Genomic DNA, 16,111 nt, shown 5'->3' on the forward strand with positions numbered 1-16,111 from the left:
AGCCGTCGCTGAGGATTATTGAGTACATGGCGCGGCCTCTCAGCTTCTCGTTGATATCTTATCTTTGTGTTTAGGGCAACCGCGCTCCCGTAGAGATGGTCAGAGCAAGGCAAATGAGATGGTAGAAGCTGCCGTGACTCAACGGGTCATACAAATGTGCTGCTTCAGCTGGTATCCAACTGCCGAGTTTGAGATAGGTGAGAACGACGGATTCGGCATCATTACCGCTAACAGCGCCGGCGGGAATGGTTGACATCCACGACCGCCGATCCGTGACAATGCCAGAAAAACTGGCCCAGTTATGGTTGGATCCTACGACACCCGCGCAGAACAGATGGTGCTGCTACATCGCAAATCTTCGGAGACCTTCGAGTGGTTCAAAGTTGACCGTGCGATTGACCGCGTATGCAATCAAGGGCGTGCGCTCATCGAACCGGTCGAGCAGATCCAAGGCGGTGACTATCAGGGTAACGGTTGAACGATTGGGATGATCTTCACTGCGGCATCCAATAAATGTCCCGAAGGAAAACCATCCGAATATAGCGGCTCCGAGTAACTGAGATCAGCTAGAGCCCTATTTCGGCCAGCTCATTTCGGATCCTTTCAAACAACTGGTCCTTGTCGGCATCCTCATTTGATGTGAGGTAGCCAGCAACAATTATGCTTATCGGATGAACTCCGAGAACATCTGCCATCTGCTCGATTTTGTCTAGCGACGCGCTGCCTCTTCCTGCTTCAAGGTTGCTTATGTAGGGTTGGCTCGGACCTAAGCTTTCCTGCGAAATGTCTCTCTTGAGTCGATATGACTTGATGGAGGTGCCAATGGCCCGCTTGAGTTCCAATCGCATGAATACTTCTCGCAAAAGGAACGATAAGGCCGGTCAAAGCATTTTTGTTCTATACTGCACACAGTATAAACCGGCTTCTCTGCCTGATTTTTCTTCTGAGAGGAGGTGCATCTTCAAGCAACTGGAATCGGCTGTTGCCATCCACCTTTCGAATTTTCGTTAAACAGATCATCAATCCGCCACTGCGAAAGGCCGCGTTTGCCTGGCATTTCGTTCTTTGTAGGATGTTCATTGTGAGCGTTGATAAGACCACTGGAGGCTGAGGGTCAACCAAATTGAAAGGGAAGCTTTACTGACGCCCGGCCACAGTCAAAAGCCGATGAGTTTCCTGAGTTACGGCACATTTACCTCTCTCTTGCACGGCTTCGACAAAAAACTTCCCTCTGTTTGGGCTTTGTCGCGTCGACAGTGGCTGTAAAGGGAGCAAGCAAAGCGGAAGCAGGCATTGTGTTAGCGAGAACGTCTATGAAAACGAATTCACCACGGTTACCCGCTTTCATCGAGTTGCCAGAGCGCGTGTTGCTTGCAGGCGGAGCGCTTTTTGTCCGCCTGCGAACACTCGATGAGCTGGATGAATTTTGGTTTAAGTATCGGGAAAAATTTGCCTTCGCCTGTGAGGGAAAACTCTCCGATCAGCCTACTTTTTTACACGAGTACGAATGGGTATTTGGCTCGACAAAGACGGCAGTGGTGCGCACGGTTTTACGCTGGGGGCAGTCCGGCATCGACTGCGAATTTTATGATTGGGCCAATAGTGATCCTCAAATGCATGAAATGTTTTTTTTGGATCGCGATGCAGACCGCGATTCCATGATTCAAAAGGGCATTTGGTCAGAAATGGATGAGACGAATTTTCGCGCCGATTCGGTTCGTCGATCTGCCGCGACATATCGTGGATGGTGGCGCTTTTGCAATTTGCCCAGCGGGTATAGTGCTAGCGAGTGGCTGAGTGGTGGCCAGGGCCATGAGGAGTTGATCGATCCTCGCATGCCCTATGAAAAGGTTGCGACCACCCTCCTAGAGCAAACGTTCGATGAGTGGCGACAATCCGATTTTGGGGAACTCGAATCGCATAATGTTGAGAGCGTCGACGAGCTTATCCAGTACTGGAAGAACGAGCGCGCGAAAGGAGAGGGTTATTATGGTGAGGAGAACCAGGTCCCTTGAGAGCTGTAACCGAGATAAACTTCACGTGTTGATGCGCGTTCGAATCCTTTGAACATCACCGCGTCGGTCAAAGAAGTCGACAGCGTGGAGGTGCGGCAAGCTTTTGACCGTTCCTAAGGCGCTTTCAAATTTTGAGCCTTACGTATCTACGCGCCAAACCTAAAAAGGAAGACCTCTTCAATCGTCTGACACGAGATCTTTATACCTTTTGGGTCTCGGAATGGGGCGAGTGCCGCGTAAAGCAGCTTTGACGAACTCGGCTGCCAGTTCAAGACTATCTTTGTCCGCAGCATTTACAGCGTCTACCAACCTGTCTCTAGCCCGCCGCTTGGCGCTCATGATTTCTTCGACGCTGTATTTATCTGAAAGCTTACGTTCATTGTTCATGAGATAAATTGCTCGTTCAACAAGCATTTCAACAAATGTCGGAGTAAGGCTCTGCTGAGGTTTTAGTCATGAACACATTTCCCTGAGGCGGCTTTTCAGCTCGTTTTGGGTGAAAGAGGAGCCAAGGCCTAATTCTGGGTTGCACGCTACTAAGTGTCTTGATGAACTCTCCGCCCATCCTTGTCCATCATCGTCCAGTGCAATCCACTTCTGCAGTTGTGAGCGGGCAGCGTACCGGCAAATTTGATTGTATCTTGTGCTCCCATCCCATTGTGTTTCATCCACCCAGGTTTTAGCCATTGAGCTGTGCCAAGTGGCGCCAATGACCCGATCCTGCAGTTCTCGAGGCAGAAAGCGAGCAGCTCTTTTGTGGCCTAGGTGCCTAACCCAACTGGTGCTCAATACAATCGAGACCATTGGGAACTCGTCGAGTATTTGTACAAGAATCGGCGTCCACATGAATAGCGCACCTTCAGCCTTGAGGATTGGCCCCTGACGTCCCAAATAGACGGCGTCCGGATGAAGCACACCGTCAAAATCGAGGAACAGAATATGCGTATTCATCTGCACCGGGGTTGCTCCATTCTAAATGTGATCACCTGTGGGTTGCTGATGACATTCTGGCCTCACTGCGGATTTTGGCTGATCTCATACCGACAAGCGTGACGTTTTCTAACTGAGCGTTGTGAGGATTTTCTTGGGTAGGGTAGGGCTTAACTAAACATGCGAATTCCTCGAGGCCAGTTCAACCACTTTACGGTCGCTCATCTTAGCCTTGAGCATGCGGTTCTCGTCCAATATCACCTCATTGACTGATGCGAGATGGGCGACCTTCGCTCGCAGTTCCTCGATCTCTTGACGGTAGCCTGCGCACTTCTTGCGCTCGGCAATCAAGTCCTGGTGCTTCACATCTCGCATGGCACGACTGGAGCGCCCCTGTGCCTCGCGAATAGCCTCGGCGATGCGTGGATAGTAGTTGTGGATCAGTGCCGTCGATACGCCCGCCTCGCGGGCGACTGCGGCGATGGTTACTTTGGTTTCCCCGTTACGAGATCGGCCTTTCTGAATGCGGAAGAGAGCGAGCTTCAGATCCTTCTCGCGATCCTCGGCAGGCTTGTAGTTGGTTGCCTTGTCCTTGGGTTTCATGCGATTAAAGTCTCTGGGCCCATGCCCAACTGTGCCAGTACGTCACGGCAGCGATTCAGGTTGCGCTCAACGCGCTGACGGCCGCCCTCGCCTATGTCCGGGCAATGCAGCAGCCCTTTCAGATCATCGTAAAGGCGTTGGTAGATGGGTGCGTGTCTGCGCCCGATTACGGCATGGTTGCAGTCGCCGCAGCGGGTACGCTCGAGGGTATTGCCGACGCAACCATCATTGTCCGCCGTGCACCACGCATGGCCGTTGCTGCGAATCGCTGTGCTCTCGGCGATGGACTTCAGCATCGAGGCGTGATCCTTGAAGATCAGCAGGTTCTGCGGTTCACGCTGCCAATGTTTGAGTGCGCGGCCATAGCCCCCGGCCAAGGAGATGTCACCCAGCCAGTTATCGACGACGCCAAGTTTTATATCTTCCAACTCCCTGTGAATATCACCGTAGAGCTCAAGTTCCAGATGCTGCCCCCAGTTATCGTCCATGGCGTAGCCCAAGGTCATGTCCAGCGACCAGTGAGTGAAATGCTCTTTGAGGTAGCGCAGATCACCGAAGCGGCTGTGCGCGGCGTAGTTGGCGAACTTGCGGCGGAACTGATGGCTTGCGAGATTCCAGCTCAACCCGCAATCTTTTGCGAATGCCTTAAGGTAAAAGTTCCAGATACTGTTGGAAAGCGTGCGCACCTGATGGCCCTGCTTGTAATCTACGCCGAGAAACAGCGCATGGCGGTGCTTGTGCGCCTCGACGATCTGCGGATCAAGCGGGTTTACACGGCGTCGTTGCACGATCTCGGTGGCGACATTGGCCTGATAGGGCGTACTCCAGCGCTCCATAAGGCGCAGGGCGCGTACAGCGGCTTCAGGTATCATCCAGTCATGGAAACCGGCGTCGGTTTTGTCCGAACGTGAGCTCATCCAGTGGTAGATGGTGCCTTCATCATCTTCGGTGCGGTGGTGCGCACCCGACTGTAAGTTGGCCAGCTCGTGGTTGCGACAGCCGGAGGTGCTTGCCAGGACGATGTAGCAGGCCGTGCGCATGTCGATCAGGGCCTTGTTGAACGCCCTCAGACCGTTCTTCCAACCAATGGCGCCTAAGTGGCGATTCTTTGCTTGAGTTATGGACGATACTGTCTGCCCCTTACGTTGCGCCGCGACGGTATCCAGCGCAACCCGCAGATCAAGCAATTGCTGGCCGCGTTCAATCTGCTGGTAGGCTCGCTCAAACAGGATGCAGAACACATCATCGGGGATAATTGGTGTCTTGGCGTCTTGCTTGCGAACGTCGCCGCTGCCGGTAAGCCCCGCCATCGCCGACGAGGAAGTCTCAGGCCAAGGATGCATTGGCATCGGGTCCTTGGTGTATTGACTCAGTTCATGGAGCGCTTCGATGACGTCGAAACGGTGTTTCAGTGACTGCTGAGTTAGCGGCATGCCCTTGGATCGACGTGACTGCCGGTGGGATTTGCAGGCGGCCACATAGGTAGCGCAGATCATGGGTGTCACCGCGCCGAAGTTATCGAGTTTCAGTGCTTCTAGGTGCCTCAGAAATATCCTTGCATTAGAGAAAATTTGTACTATTTTATTGCCTCTAGGTCGACCTGCCCCGCTACGACCACGGCGTAGGTAGCGGTATAGCATCGCCTTCATCACCACCTGAAACGCCGGCGGCACGGTACTGAAGTCCAGTCGTTTCACGCTGGCTCTCACGTTACTGGTGAAACCGTCGATGTGCCAGATATTGTCGCCGTAGCGGCTGAGGATGACCCACTGCCCACCCACCTGAGTAGCGCTGATAATCAGGGCGTCGCGTTCGGATTCCGGTAGGCCACGCACATCGTCCGACTGGGCAACAAGTGGAGGCCAGGTTGGCTCCGCGATAGTGTTGTAGCTCATACAAAGACCTCCAGACTGTCTATCAGATCGACCGACCAGTACGGGTGCGGTAAAGTGCGGGCGCGCTCACGGACGGCTTCCACGGCTGTGGCTTTGAAGGTACCGCGTCGTACCCCTTCGGCAACGATATAGTGGTCTATCAAGCGGGGGATGTGGGCGTATTCCCGTGCCCAGCGCCGTTTGTCCATGCGCGAGCGTTCGGCCAGTACGCGGAAATAGAAACTGAACACCTTGTACAGATCCTCTGCGGTCACCGCGTAGTGCTTGCAGCGCAGGCAGTTCATAAAGCTCATACAAGTCGCGCCCTCGCGCTTCGGAGCGTATTGGCCGTTCACCGAGTCGGCGCAACGGCCCACGGGGGTGTCCTTGTAGGTCGCACCGATGGACCGAGTCAGCAGCTCCTCCACCAGTACCTCGCCCATGAACTGCCAGTTGCGACGGGTATCCTCGCCGGGTGCCAGGTAGTTTTGGTCGGCCACCTGTGGGGTGTTACCGAGAGCCGCGGCGGTGGTCGGAAGATCGCCACCGGTCAGCTCGAAGATTCTGTTGGCAAAGGTCTTGCGCAGGCGCGAGACGTTGATGCGCAGTGGCTTTCCGTCGCTGTCGATCAGACCATGCTCGACTACTAGGCGTTTTATCGGAAACTCCAATGCTGAATTGTTCAATGTTGTGACCTGACCGGGGCCCTTGTTAGTGCGGCGATACAGCCAAACGCGACCCTTGATTTCGTCGGGGACCTCTGCGTCCAGGGGCTCCGTAAGGGACATCACGCGGCGGATAAGGCGCTCCACGTTGGTTCTTACGCTCGGCGTGGACTCCAGAAGGCTCTCGGCGTTCGAATCGGCGCGCAGCGCCACCTTGCTGGTGTTGTAGCCACGCCGCTTCCACAGCACTAGGAACACGGTATTGTCCTTGGGGTGCGAGCGCAGGCAGTCGCGGCGCATTTCCAGTAATGGCGTGGTATTGCGTCCTGTGTGCAGCGCAACGATCAGCAGGGCGAAGACCAGTAGTTCGCCGGTCACATGCGCGTCGTCGACCCAGAGCGGCTTGATTGCCTCCCGCAAAGCCATCGTGAACGCTTGCCGCTCACGCTTGGATAGCGCCGTCTCGCCCTTGGCTTTGCGGTTGATATTCGGAAAGGGATTGCGTGGGAAGGTAGCCATATCGCCGGAAGCGACCAAGGGAATTAGCCCGCGCCGCCCCAAGGCGAGCAGCACGGATTTGGTCTTGGTGTAGTGGTTCCTCTGGGAGATAGTCGACACGCCCATCCCGGCAAGATGGCTGAGGTAACCGTCGATCATGTCCCGGTTCACATCGGAAAGGGCAAGTTCACGGCCAAAAGCCGTCGCTCGCAGCATGCAGTAGTCGAGAAAATAGCGCAGTCCACTATTGCAGCAGCCAGCCACGGTACTGCCCGAAAGAGCGCCGTCTTGGCTGGCGATGAAGCGCTCTATCTGGCGTTGGCAGGCGTAGGCGATAGGGTTGATGCCAGCGCCATACCATCGGGCGAAGTTGAAGCTACGGGAGTTGGATGCGTTCCGCCCGAACCTAACCATGGTGTTAGTCGGAGGGATGGCCTCGGGCAGAATGACCACATTACCTGCTGCATCGTGGCTGTGCTCGATTTGCGGGACGCTGAGGTCGGTCCGGGCAAATATCTTGCGCTTACGCATTAGGCTACCCCCGCGAGTGCGTTCAATTCATCGTCATAAGCCAACACCGCTTCGTCGGCCATTTCGTTGACCAGGTGCAGATACACCATGGTTGTCTGAATCGAACTGTGGCCGAGCTGCCGCTGAACGAAAACAAGTGGCTCCAGCCCGCTTGCAGGGTTGCGCTGGAGGCTGACCAAGGTCTGGGTGGCATAGGTATGCCGAAGCATGTGTGTATGGACTTTGATTGCAGCCCGCTTGCCGGTCTTGCTGATGATCCGGTTGAGGCTTTTGCCGTCGTCGCCATACGGTTCCCCGAACTGGTTAAGGAGCAACGCCTTTTGTGGAGCTTTGCTTAGGGAGGCGCGCTCGCCGCGCACCTTCGTCACATAGCGATAGAGTTCAGCCATGAATTTGCGGCTGACGTAAATATCCCGCGGCTTGCTGCCCTTAGTCACCATACCGCTGCCGTCGAACGGATCGAGCCGAATGCGGAGGTTGCGTTCGGCTCGTCCAGCCTTATCCGGGTCGAAAACATAGGCCAGCGGGAAGGCAGCGATTTCCTCGCGGCGCAGACCCGTATACAGCGCTAGGCGCATCATCATCCGGTGATGGGGGTTCTCCGCTGCGGTCAGGAGCGATTTGATCTCGGCCATGCTCAGAAACTTGGGCAGGGTCTTGTAGGTACGGGGCATTACGTCGTTTGCCATGGCCTTGCCGCCACTGGCATCTACATGCGCAAGGAAGCTCGCTTCGCGCTTTACGTTGCGTTCTTCATAGGTGAAGGGCACGCGTTTCACCCATCCCTCTTTCAGGGCGTACTCGTAGAATTTGCAGATGTAAGTCAAGCGCTGGCGAGTGGTGTTGCGTGTCAGTTTGCACGTGGTCAGGCAGTAGTCCCGATAGGCTGCCACTAGACTCTTCGCCTCGCCACGATCAACGTCGCGCCAGTCCAACTCATGGGCTTGGAGGAAGCTGAAGAAATCGTAAAGAGCGCGCCCAGTACTGGGCCAGGAACGATCAGACCCAATCTGCCCGCGAAGCAGGTATTTGCGAAAGAACTGATTGGCGGGGACGCAACTCTCCATCGAATCCCACAGAAGAATGGGGAACCCCGGGTAAGGTTGCCCATCAATCACAAAATCTTGAGTTGCCCTCACAAGCTCCATCAACCATCCCCTGCATTGACCAGACTCCCAATCCCTTAAGTCTGCTTTTGCAGATTTAGGGGCTATTAGATCGCCCCTTAATCACCAACTCAGGCTATGAGGTCGTAAGGGGCTGTCATCTAATACAATGGGGATCTAACGCTTGCAAGGTGTCAGATCATAAGGCGTTCCTCAAGGTTTGCAGGTGGGCGACCTGACGGCTGAATTCAGCGCTGGACTGCCGCTGCTTCGGTCGCGGGCTCATGGCCTGGCTGATAGCGCGTGTGGGTTGGCCGGTCAGGCGTGCGAGCACCAGCCATTGTTCGGCAACGCCGAGTTGTTCGAAACCGGGATGACGGCGCCGCACACGACGCAAGATGTCGTGCTGCAAGGCTTGCACCAGGTGCTGCTGACCGTTGCGGCGCAACATGAAATCAGCGCTGGCGCGCAGGTGTTCCTGAAGTTGGCGGCGGGCCCTTGGGGCCGGTTCCAGCAGCGGCCCCTGGCGTACGCCGACGTGCCAGAAGCCAAGACCGATCAGGGCAAAAAGGGCGACCAATGCTTGGGGGAAATATCGCAGGAGCAAGGTCAGCAGACTGTCGTGATCGGTGTTGAACAGCAGGGTCACGCTCGTATCTGCGGTCAGGTACCACAGCAGCCAGGCGTTGTCGTACTGGTCGATGGCCGGGGTTTTCCACAGGTCGGCGTCGGTGACCACTATGATCGAACCGAGCCCGTGATTGAGCTGCATCATGTGCGTGGCTTTGCCGCTGTTGGCCCAGGCTTGCGCGAGGTTTTTCGGGTCTTCGAGATGGAATGCAGTATCGAAACCGGCGTAGGCCGGCGCGTTTTCGTCTTCCAGGTACAGCTTGGTCAGTTTGGGGTATGGGTCGTCGTCGCTATCGGGCGGCGGGTCCTTGAGGTCTTTGCTCAGCGACTGGTGAATCTGCACCCGGTCGAGCAACAGGTCATTGCTTTGGCCGGTCTTTTCATCCCACAACGACTGGGCGACAAACAAAAGACGCCCGCCGGCCCGGGTCCAGTTCAACAGCTGATCGATCTGGCGCGGGGTCATGTTGTACCGGTCCCCGAGCAACAACAGACTGTGCTGATGCGGCTCCAGGGTTGGCAGGATGTCGAGGCTATTGGCGTGACTGACGGTCAGGTTCTGTTTGCGCAGGAAATGCTCGGCAGCGAGGTAAGGATTGGCCTGGGCTTCGGGCGAGGGGCCGTGATCGATGTCTGTCTGATAGGGCGTCGCCTTGACGTACAGATAAACACTCAGCGCGATCAATAGCACGGCGATGAATACGCCGACCGCCAGCCAGCGTTGCCGATTCAACGCGCCGCTCCTGGGCCGAACAAGGCTCGCCAGCCGTCACAGAGTTCCTGTTGCAGATGCGCGGGAGGCAGGCGATGCCCGTAGGCCATGTTCTGCCAGTGCCCGGTCAGGTTTTTACTGAAGGCCAGCAAGGCTGGTTGTTGCAGGTGTTCGATGCGCTCCAGGACCTGACCTTCGGTGTCGGCGGGTTTCAGCGCCATGTCGAAGTCGTGCAGCAAATGACTGAGCAGACCGCGATAGAGCAACCCGAGGGCCTCGCGAGGATGGGTTTGCCAGAGGCGTTCGGCGCTGGCGGCGATGTCGGCGGGCAGGGTTTCGCGGTTGAGGTCCAGGCCGAAAGCCTGTTGCGGTAACGGCCGCGCGACCTTGCTGTTCAAGGCCGGTCGACGGCTGACGAAGGCTTGCAACCAGTCACGGTAATACCAGATCAATAAACCGATGGCACCGATCACGACACCCCACAACACTACTTCAATCAGAGTGGCCGCTGCGCCGAAGCGTTGGTTGTCCAGAAGCTTGAGCAGCGCCTCCAGCCATTCGGTTGTTTGGTCATCGTCCGCCGTTTCGGCGGCTGGTTTTTCTTCGCCAAACCGATAGCGCGTGACCGATTCCTTGTTCTTGAACGGAGGCTGATCGAGGATCGCCTTGATGCTGTCCCGGGATGCCTGACTGCTCAGTGGCTGGTCCAGCAGGCGTGGGCTGTCGGGTGAAATGACTGGCTCGGCGGCCCATACAGTTTGTGCTGTCGGCATCAGCAGGAACGCTGCCAGCAGCAGGGTGACGGCGGCGCTGGTCAGGCGTTGGCGCATGCGGCGGAACACCAACTCGATATCCCAGGCCTCCAGCACCGTGCGCCGATTCAGATAGAGGCTGAAACCGCAGGCGACATAAACCGGTTCCCAGACAATCAGCACCAGTGCGTAAAAGGCGTTGGTCAGGTGTTCCAGCCATCGCCAGTCCTGTGTGGCGGCGGTGATCAAGGTCTGCCAGCTCCAGTCGAGTTCGACCTGTTGCGGCAAGAACATGTAGAACAGCACCATCAGGCCGATCCATAACGCGCTTTCCAGGTGTACGCCGATGATGGTCAGCCACCGCGCGGCACCGGCGTTGCGCTGCAACAGCACCTGCAAGCGCTGTTGTCGTGGCTCACCACTCAGCCCTTCGAGTTGCACAACTGGCATCAGGAAACTGCGACTCAGGTTCAGGCGTCGCCAGGTCAGACTCGCCAGCAGTTGCGGTTTGAGCAGCCGCGGAAATTGGCGCAGCGCCTGCTTCAGTGTGGGCGTTTCGCCAAACATGGCTTTGGACAGTATGTACAGCGGCAGGCGGTCGAACGCCGGTTTCAGCCACCAGAAAATGAACACGGCGAGGGAGGGCGAATCCCACAGCACCCAGCTGAGCAGGGCGAAAATCGGCAAGGTCACGATGGCCCAACTGGTCATCAGCAGGCGCCGGTGTCGCTGGCTCAGCAGAACCCCCAAGTCCATGGCTTCCCAGGTGGTGCGCGGGCGGATCACGACCGTGGCGTCACTCAGGCGCATGGCGGGTCCGTCCGGCAAACAACAGATAAGTCGCGACCAACAACCAGAGCGCTGCGCCGACCAGGTATTTGGTCACGGGTGCGACCCCGATCGTGGACGACCAGTAAGCTTCGATAAACGCCGCAATCAGCAGAAACAGCATGACCCCGCAAATCAGCAATACGCTCTTTCGCGCCGCCAACCGCAGGGCTTCGGAGCGGGGCAGGCGCCCCGGCGCGATCAATGCCCAACCCAATTGCAGGCCGGCGGCACCGGCCAGGGCGATAGCACTTAGTTCGAAGGCGCCGTGGCCAACCACGAATGACCAGAAGGTTTGCCCGTAGCCGATGTGCGTCAGGTGCCCGGCCACCGCACCAATCATCAAACCGTTGAAGAACAGGAAAAACGCGCTGCCCAGGCCAAACAGCAAACCGCTGGCGAAGGTCTGAAAGGCGATGCCGATGTTGTGCATGATGTAGTAACCGAACATCACCCAGTCTTCACTGGCCGCCCGTTCCGCCGAACGCCCCAGGTGACCGGCCTCGGGGTCGTACATGCCTTGCATCTCGCTGACCTGCTCGGCCGGGATCAGGTTGTAGACCAGGTCGGGGAACAGATACACCAGCAGTGCGATGCCGATCAGGCTGCCAAAAAACATCAGGCCAGCGGCGAGTACGAAGCGCCACTGTTCGCGCACCAGTCGCGGGAAGTCAGCCAGGATGAAGCCCAGCACGTTGGCACCCAGTCGACTGCGGTGGCGATAAAGCTGTTGATGCCCGCGCAGCACTTGTTGCTGTAACGAGTCGATCAGAAAACTGCTGTAACCACGTTCCTGGGCCAGCGCCAGATGCTGGCAGAGACGACGATAATCGCTGGGGAAACCGGCGACTCCTTCGGCTTCCTTGCCTTGCTCCAGCTGTTCAAGCACAAGGGCAAATTGCTCCCATTCGGCCTTGTGGCGACTTTCGAAAAGGCTTTGCTTCATGTGGGGCCCAACAAGCCGCGGGCGATGCCATTGAGTTCGTCCACGGCCCCTGGCGCCGACACCCGCAACGGTTGCGCGAGTATGGTCGCCAGCTCTTTGACCCGTGCTTCAGAGAGTTCACCCTGACGCTCGGCAAACCCGAGGATGGCGCGTTGTTCTGCCAGCGTTATCGCAAAGGCCGGGCGCCGGGGCTGAGCGGTGGGCAGTTGTGGTCGGGCGAGCGGTTGTTCGCGGTAGATCACCAGCGTGCCGGCAGCCAGGTCACCGAGGCGTTTGAAGGTGGGATGTTGCAGGCAACTGATAGCCCCGAGGAAATAGCCGAACGGCAGCATGTCGACAAATCGCAGCAGGTTGCGCAGCAGCGAAGCAGACCAGCCGATCGGCGTGCCATCGTCCTGCACCACCCGCAGGCCCATCCATTGCTTGCCTGGCGAACGACCCTGATTGAGCACTTCGAACAGCACCATGTACCACCAGCTCACCACGAACAACAGAATCGAGCCGAGCCCTGCACCGAGTTTCCCGAGGAATGCCAGGACAATAAACAGCAGGCCGACGATCAACCCGCGCAGCCCGAGATCGATGGCGAACGCCAGCGCACGAACCATCAACCCGGCCGGGCGCAGTGGCAGGTCGATGCCTTCCGGCGTTTCGACTTGATACCGCGTATCCAGTGGCGGGGACAGCGTCGCTTTCCTTGGCAGTGCTGTGGTCTCGAGCATGGGCAACCTTGATGTGGCCTGTTCGGGATTCGATGTCCGTCCGATGCTAGCAGCCTCTCGGGGGAAAACGACATAACTATGTATTGCACGGCAAGTGGCCAGAGGTGATTGAATGACGAGATTACTGGCCGGGGCGGGATGTGAACGCCTAGACTTCGCCGATCTTCAGTTCAGGAATAGCCCGTGACCTCTATCTTCTGGTACGACTATGAAACCACTGGCATCAACCCCCGTTGCGACCGCCCGCTGCAAATGGCGGGGATTCGCACTGACTTCGATCTCAATGAAATAGACGAGCCGGTCAACCTTTACTGCCAGCCCAGTGAAGACATCCTGCCCCATCCGGCGGCCTGTGTGATCACGGGTATTACGCCCGGCCGACTGGCCGAGCAAGGCTTGAGCGAAGCCGATTTCATGACCCGGGTGCATGCCCAACTCGCTGCGCCCGGCACGTGTGGGGCGGGGTACAACACGTTGCGTTTCGACGACGAGATGACCCGTTACAGTCTTTACCGAAACTTTTTCGACCCTTATGCGCGCGAGTGGCAGGGTGGCAATAGCCGCTGGGACCTGATCGATGTGGTGCGTGCAGCCTATGCCTTGCGCCCTGACGGCATCGTTTGGCCGACGGACGACGAGGGGCGGATAACGCTCAAACTCGAACGCCTGACCGCCGCCAATGGCATCGATCACGGAAATGCTCACGAAGCGCTATCGGACGTTCGAGCCACCATCGCCCTGGCGCGTCTGATCCGGGAAAAGCAGCCGAAGTTGTATGACTGGTTGTTTCAGTTGCGCGGTAAACAAAAGGTGATGGATCAGATTCGGCTGTTGCAGCCGATGGTGCACATCTCCGGGCGCTTTTCAGCGGCGCGCAATTATGTCGGTGTGGTGCTGCCCTTGGCCTGGCACCCGCGCAACAAGAACGCCTTGATTGTCTGTGACCTGCACCTGGACCCTCAGGGCTTGCTCGATCTTGATGCCGACACCTTGCGTCAACGGCTGTATACCCGCCGCGATGACTTGGCCGAGGGCGAGTTGCCGGTGCCGCTCAAACTTATCCACATCAATAAATGCCCGGTGGTGGCGCCGTTGTCGGTACTTCGCTCTGAAGATCAGCAACGTTTGGGGCTGGATATGTCGCTCTACCAAGAGCGCGCACTGCGGCTAAGTGACGCACAAACAGTTTGGCGAGATAAAGTTCAGGCGATTTACGCCAGCGAAGATTTCACCTCGAGCCAAGACCCTGAGCAACAGTTATACGATGGTTTTATCGGTGATCGGGATCGGCGTCTTTGTGAGCAAGTCAGGTCTGCCGACCCTGCTCAATTAGCGCAACAACAATGGCCTTTCGATGATGAACGATTGCCTGAATTATTGTTTCGATATCGCGCACGCAACTTCCCCGATACGTTGAATTTCGAAGAGCAAGAACGCTGGAGAATATTCTGTCAGCAACGTTTGTCAGCACCCGAGTGGGGGGCGCCAAATACGCTGGAAACTTTTGAAGAGGCCGCCGCCCAATGGAGTACTACGGCTACATCGTTTCAGCGAGAGGTGCTGAATGAATGGCAGAATTATGTCGAAGGATTACGCAAACGTTTGAATCTTTGAAAACGAAAATGTTCGGGTTCTGAATCCCGGGCATAAAAAAACGCCAGCAGATGCTGGCGTTCTTTTTTGTCGCGGATGAGTCTGCGACAAGCGCTACGGCTTAGCCCAGCAGGGTAGCCCAGCCTTCAACCACGTCACCGCCCCACTTGGCTTTCCACTCTTTCAGAGTCTTGTGGTTGCCACCTTTGGTTTCGATGACTTCGCCGTTATGCGGGTTTTTGTATTGTTTAACTTTGCGAGCACGCTTGGTGCCAGTAGTTTTTACTGCGCCGCCGCGTGGTGCTTTGGTTTTGGACTCTGGATCCAGTAGCGCAATGATGTCACGCAGGGACTTGGAGTACTCGCCCATCAGGGTGCGCAGTTTGCCTTCGAATTCCAGCTCGGTTTGCAGTTTGTCGTCTTGGGACAGGTTCTTCAAACGGGCTTGCAGCTCTTTGATAGCTTCTTCGGTGGCGCGGTATTCGTTGATCAAGGACATGAGGACTACCTTATGTTGGGGCGCTGGATGGCAGGTGACAGTGCGGCAATAATAGTCAGGGTGTTTCATCAAGTAAACATTTAACCGGAGTTTTATTTAAATTAGTTACGGTGAATAGGCATAAATTGCCGGTGTAGTTAAATAGTGTGATGCAGTCATCACGAATATTCACAATTGGGCACTTGAAGATTGGCAACAGGAACACCATCGCGAGGGTAGCGGGTGCTGCCAGAACCTCTGTTGCCAACCTTTGTGCCGGGCAAAACGTCATCAATACTGCAGTTTTGCTGCGCAATCGCTAGAATGGCCGCCTTTGCGAAGTTCTGGAGTTTGACCCTCATGCGCACTTTTCGGCTGGTGATTGCTTGCCCGGACCGCGTCGGCATCGTTGCTAAAGTCAGTAACTTTCTGGCGTCACATAACGGCTGGATCACTGAAGCGAGCCATCACTCGGACAATCTCAGTGGCTGGTTCTTCATGCGTCACGAAATTCGTGCCGATTCGCTGCCCTTCGGTATCGACGCCTTACGCGAAGCGTTTGCACCGATTGCCGAAGAGTTCTCGATGAACTGGCGCATCACCGATACCGAGCAGAAAAAGCGCGTGGTACTGATGGCCAGTCGCGAGTCTCACTGTCTCGCCGACTTGTTGCACCGCTGGCACAGTGATGAGCTGGATTGCGAAATTTCCTGCGTGATCTCCAACCATGACGACTTGCGCAGCATGGTCGAGTGGCACGGGATTCCGTATTACCACGTACCGGTCAATCCGCAGGACAAAGAGCCGGCATTCGCTGAAGTCTCGCGCCTGGTCAAACAGCACGATGCCGAAGTGATCGTACTTGCCCGCTACATGCAAATCCTGCCGCCCGAGTTGTGCCGCGAATATGCTCACAAGGTCATCAACATTCACCACAGCTTCCTGCCGTCGTTCGTCGGTGCCAAGCCGTATCACCAGGCATCTTTGCGTGGCGTGAAGTTGATTGGCGCTACTTGCCACTACGTGACTGAAGAGCTGGATGCCGGTCCGATCATCGAACAGGACGTCGTTCGCGTCAGCCACAGTGACAGCATCGACGACATGGTGCGTTTCGGTCGGGACGTCGAGAAGATGGTGCTGGCCCGTGGTCTGCGTTATCACCTGGAAGATCGGGTGCTGGTGCACGGCAACAAAACCGTAGTGTTCTGACAGCCATACAACACAGTTG

General features: G+C 56.6%; 16 protein-coding genes. 4 read left to right on the forward strand and 12 right to left on the reverse strand.

All coding sequences use genetic code 11. From position 1 onward, the window contains the following. Positions 1-301: 301 nt before the first annotated feature. Positions 302-478, forward strand: a complete 177-nt coding sequence (locus ACA079_RS05915; protein ID WP_497702883.1) for a hypothetical protein — start codon at positions 302-304, stop codon at positions 476-478. An 88-nt stretch (positions 479-566) separates the two neighbouring features. Here ACA079_RS05915 and ACA079_RS05920 read toward each other — a convergent pair whose 3' ends face one another. Then, positions 567-848, reverse strand: coding sequence for a helix-turn-helix domain-containing protein (locus ACA079_RS05920; protein WP_175388648.1), 282 nt, complete (start codon positions 846-848; stop codon positions 567-569). Between the two features lie 465 nt (positions 849-1,313). Here ACA079_RS05920 and ACA079_RS05925 point away from each other — a divergent pair, with 465 nt between their 5' ends. Beyond that, the gene (locus ACA079_RS05925) at positions 1,314-2,015 is read left to right on the forward strand and encodes a hypothetical protein (RefSeq protein ID WP_497702884.1); all 702 of its coding nucleotides are present in this window, start codon (positions 1,314-1,316) and stop codon (positions 2,013-2,015) included. Between the two features lie 177 nt (positions 2,016-2,192). Here the strand turns inward: ACA079_RS05925 and ACA079_RS05930 are convergent, their stop codons facing one another. From ACA079_RS05930 to ACA079_RS05975, 10 genes are all read right to left on the reverse strand, one after another. Continuing rightward, positions 2,193-2,402, reverse strand: coding sequence for a hypothetical protein (locus ACA079_RS05930; protein ID WP_175392424.1), 210 nt, complete (start codon positions 2,400-2,402; stop codon positions 2,193-2,195). Between the two features lie 66 nt (positions 2,403-2,468). Beyond that, positions 2,469-2,966: an HAD domain-containing protein gene (locus ACA079_RS05935; protein ID WP_497704284.1), complete on the reverse strand. Its 498-nt coding sequence runs from the start codon at positions 2,964-2,966 to the stop codon at positions 2,469-2,471. A 153-nt stretch (positions 2,967-3,119) separates the two neighbouring features. After that, positions 3,120-3,548, reverse strand: coding sequence for a TetR family transcriptional regulator (locus ACA079_RS05940; RefSeq protein ID WP_497702885.1), 429 nt, complete (start codon positions 3,546-3,548; stop codon positions 3,120-3,122). Beyond that, positions 3,545-5,443, reverse strand: coding sequence for a site-specific integrase (locus tag ACA079_RS05945; RefSeq protein ID WP_497702886.1), 1,899 nt, complete (start codon positions 5,441-5,443; stop codon positions 3,545-3,547). Before ACA079_RS05945 ends, ACA079_RS05940 begins: the two co-directional genes overlap by 4 nt. Further along, positions 5,440-7,116, reverse strand: coding sequence for a site-specific integrase (locus ACA079_RS05950; protein WP_497702887.1), 1,677 nt, complete (start codon positions 7,114-7,116; stop codon positions 5,440-5,442). The genes ACA079_RS05945 and ACA079_RS05950 overlap by 4 nt, the downstream gene beginning before the upstream one ends. Continuing rightward, complete coding sequence (locus tag ACA079_RS05955) at positions 7,116-8,264, reverse strand: tyrosine-type recombinase/integrase (RefSeq protein WP_497702888.1); 1,149 nt, start codon at positions 8,262-8,264, stop codon at positions 7,116-7,118. The genes ACA079_RS05950 and ACA079_RS05955 overlap by 1 nt, the downstream gene beginning before the upstream one ends. Before the next feature lie 157 nt (positions 8,265-8,421). Beyond that, entirely contained in the window at positions 8,422-9,585 is a 1,164-nt protein-coding gene (locus ACA079_RS05960) for a DUF4350 domain-containing protein (RefSeq protein WP_497702889.1), read from the reverse strand. Then, entirely contained in the window at positions 9,582-11,126 is a 1,545-nt protein-coding gene (locus ACA079_RS05965) for a DUF4129 domain-containing protein (RefSeq protein ID WP_497702890.1), read from the reverse strand. The genes ACA079_RS05960 and ACA079_RS05965 overlap by 4 nt, the downstream gene beginning before the upstream one ends. Beyond that, on the reverse strand, positions 11,113-12,090 hold the full coding sequence (locus ACA079_RS05970) for a stage II sporulation protein M (RefSeq protein ID WP_497702891.1): 978 nt from the start codon (positions 12,088-12,090) through the stop codon (positions 11,113-11,115). Before ACA079_RS05970 ends, ACA079_RS05965 begins: the two co-directional genes overlap by 14 nt. Further along, positions 12,087-12,812 carry an RDD family protein gene (locus ACA079_RS05975; RefSeq protein ID WP_497702892.1) on the reverse strand — a complete coding sequence of 242 codons (726 nt, stop codon included), beginning with the start codon at positions 12,810-12,812 and terminating at the stop codon, positions 12,087-12,089. The genes ACA079_RS05970 and ACA079_RS05975 overlap by 4 nt, the downstream gene beginning before the upstream one ends. Positions 12,813-12,995: 183 nt before the next feature. Between ACA079_RS05975 and sbcB the strand changes: the two genes are divergently transcribed. Continuing rightward, complete coding sequence (gene sbcB / locus ACA079_RS05980) at positions 12,996-14,426, forward strand: exodeoxyribonuclease I (protein ID WP_497702893.1); 1,431 nt, start codon at positions 12,996-12,998, stop codon at positions 14,424-14,426. Between the two features lie 100 nt (positions 14,427-14,526). Here the strand turns inward: sbcB and mvaT are convergent, their stop codons facing one another. Continuing rightward, positions 14,527-14,904, reverse strand: a complete 378-nt coding sequence (gene mvaT, locus ACA079_RS05985) for a histone-like nucleoid-structuring protein MvaT (RefSeq protein WP_007933316.1) — start codon at positions 14,902-14,904, stop codon at positions 14,527-14,529. 339 nt (positions 14,905-15,243) lie between these two features. Between mvaT and purU the strand changes: the two genes are divergently transcribed. Further along, entirely contained in the window at positions 15,244-16,092 is an 849-nt protein-coding gene (gene purU / locus ACA079_RS05990; RefSeq protein WP_497702894.1) for a formyltetrahydrofolate deformylase, read from the forward strand. Positions 16,093-16,111: the final 19 nt, after the last annotated feature.

This window comes from Pseudomonas sp. LBUM1645 (genome assembly GCF_059716185.1).

Bases quoted from the DNA above. Each gene is read 5' to 3' on its own strand.
- ACA079_RS05915 (WP_497702883.1), top strand. From the start codon at position 302: ATGGTTGGATCCTACGACACCCGCGCAGAACAGATGGTGCTGCTACAT.
- ACA079_RS05920 (WP_175388648.1), bottom strand. From the start codon at position 848: ATGCGATTGGAACTCAAGCGGGCCATTGGCACCTCCATCAAGTCATAT.
- ACA079_RS05925 (WP_497702884.1), top strand. From the start codon at position 1,314: ATGAAAACGAATTCACCACGGTTACCCGCTTTCATCGAGTTGCCAGAG.
- ACA079_RS05930 (WP_175392424.1), bottom strand. From the start codon at position 2,402: ATGAACAATGAACGTAAGCTTTCAGATAAATACAGCGTCGAAGAAATC.
- ACA079_RS05935 (WP_497704284.1), bottom strand. From the start codon at position 2,966: ATGAATACGCATATTCTGTTCCTCGATTTTGACGGTGTGCTTCATCCG.
- ACA079_RS05940 (WP_497702885.1), bottom strand. From the start codon at position 3,548: ATGAAACCCAAGGACAAGGCAACCAACTACAAGCCTGCCGAGGATCGC.
- ACA079_RS05945 (WP_497702886.1), bottom strand. From the start codon at position 5,443: ATGAGCTACAACACTATCGCGGAGCCAACCTGGCCTCCACTTGTTGCC.
- ACA079_RS05950 (WP_497702887.1), bottom strand. From the start codon at position 7,116: ATGCGTAAGCGCAAGATATTTGCCCGGACCGACCTCAGCGTCCCGCAA.
- ACA079_RS05955 (WP_497702888.1), bottom strand. From the start codon at position 8,264: ATGGAGCTTGTGAGGGCAACTCAAGATTTTGTGATTGATGGGCAACCT.
- ACA079_RS05965 (WP_497702890.1), bottom strand. From the start codon at position 11,126: ATGCGCCTGAGTGACGCCACGGTCGTGATCCGCCCGCGCACCACCTGG.
- ACA079_RS05970 (WP_497702891.1), bottom strand. From the start codon at position 12,090: ATGAAGCAAAGCCTTTTCGAAAGTCGCCACAAGGCCGAATGGGAGCAA.
- ACA079_RS05975 (WP_497702892.1), bottom strand. From the start codon at position 12,812: ATGCTCGAGACCACAGCACTGCCAAGGAAAGCGACGCTGTCCCCGCCA.
- mvaT (WP_007933316.1), bottom strand. From the start codon at position 14,904: ATGTCCTTGATCAACGAATACCGCGCCACCGAAGAAGCTATCAAAGAG.
- purU (WP_497702894.1), top strand. From the start codon at position 15,244: ATGCGCACTTTTCGGCTGGTGATTGCTTGCCCGGACCGCGTCGGCATC.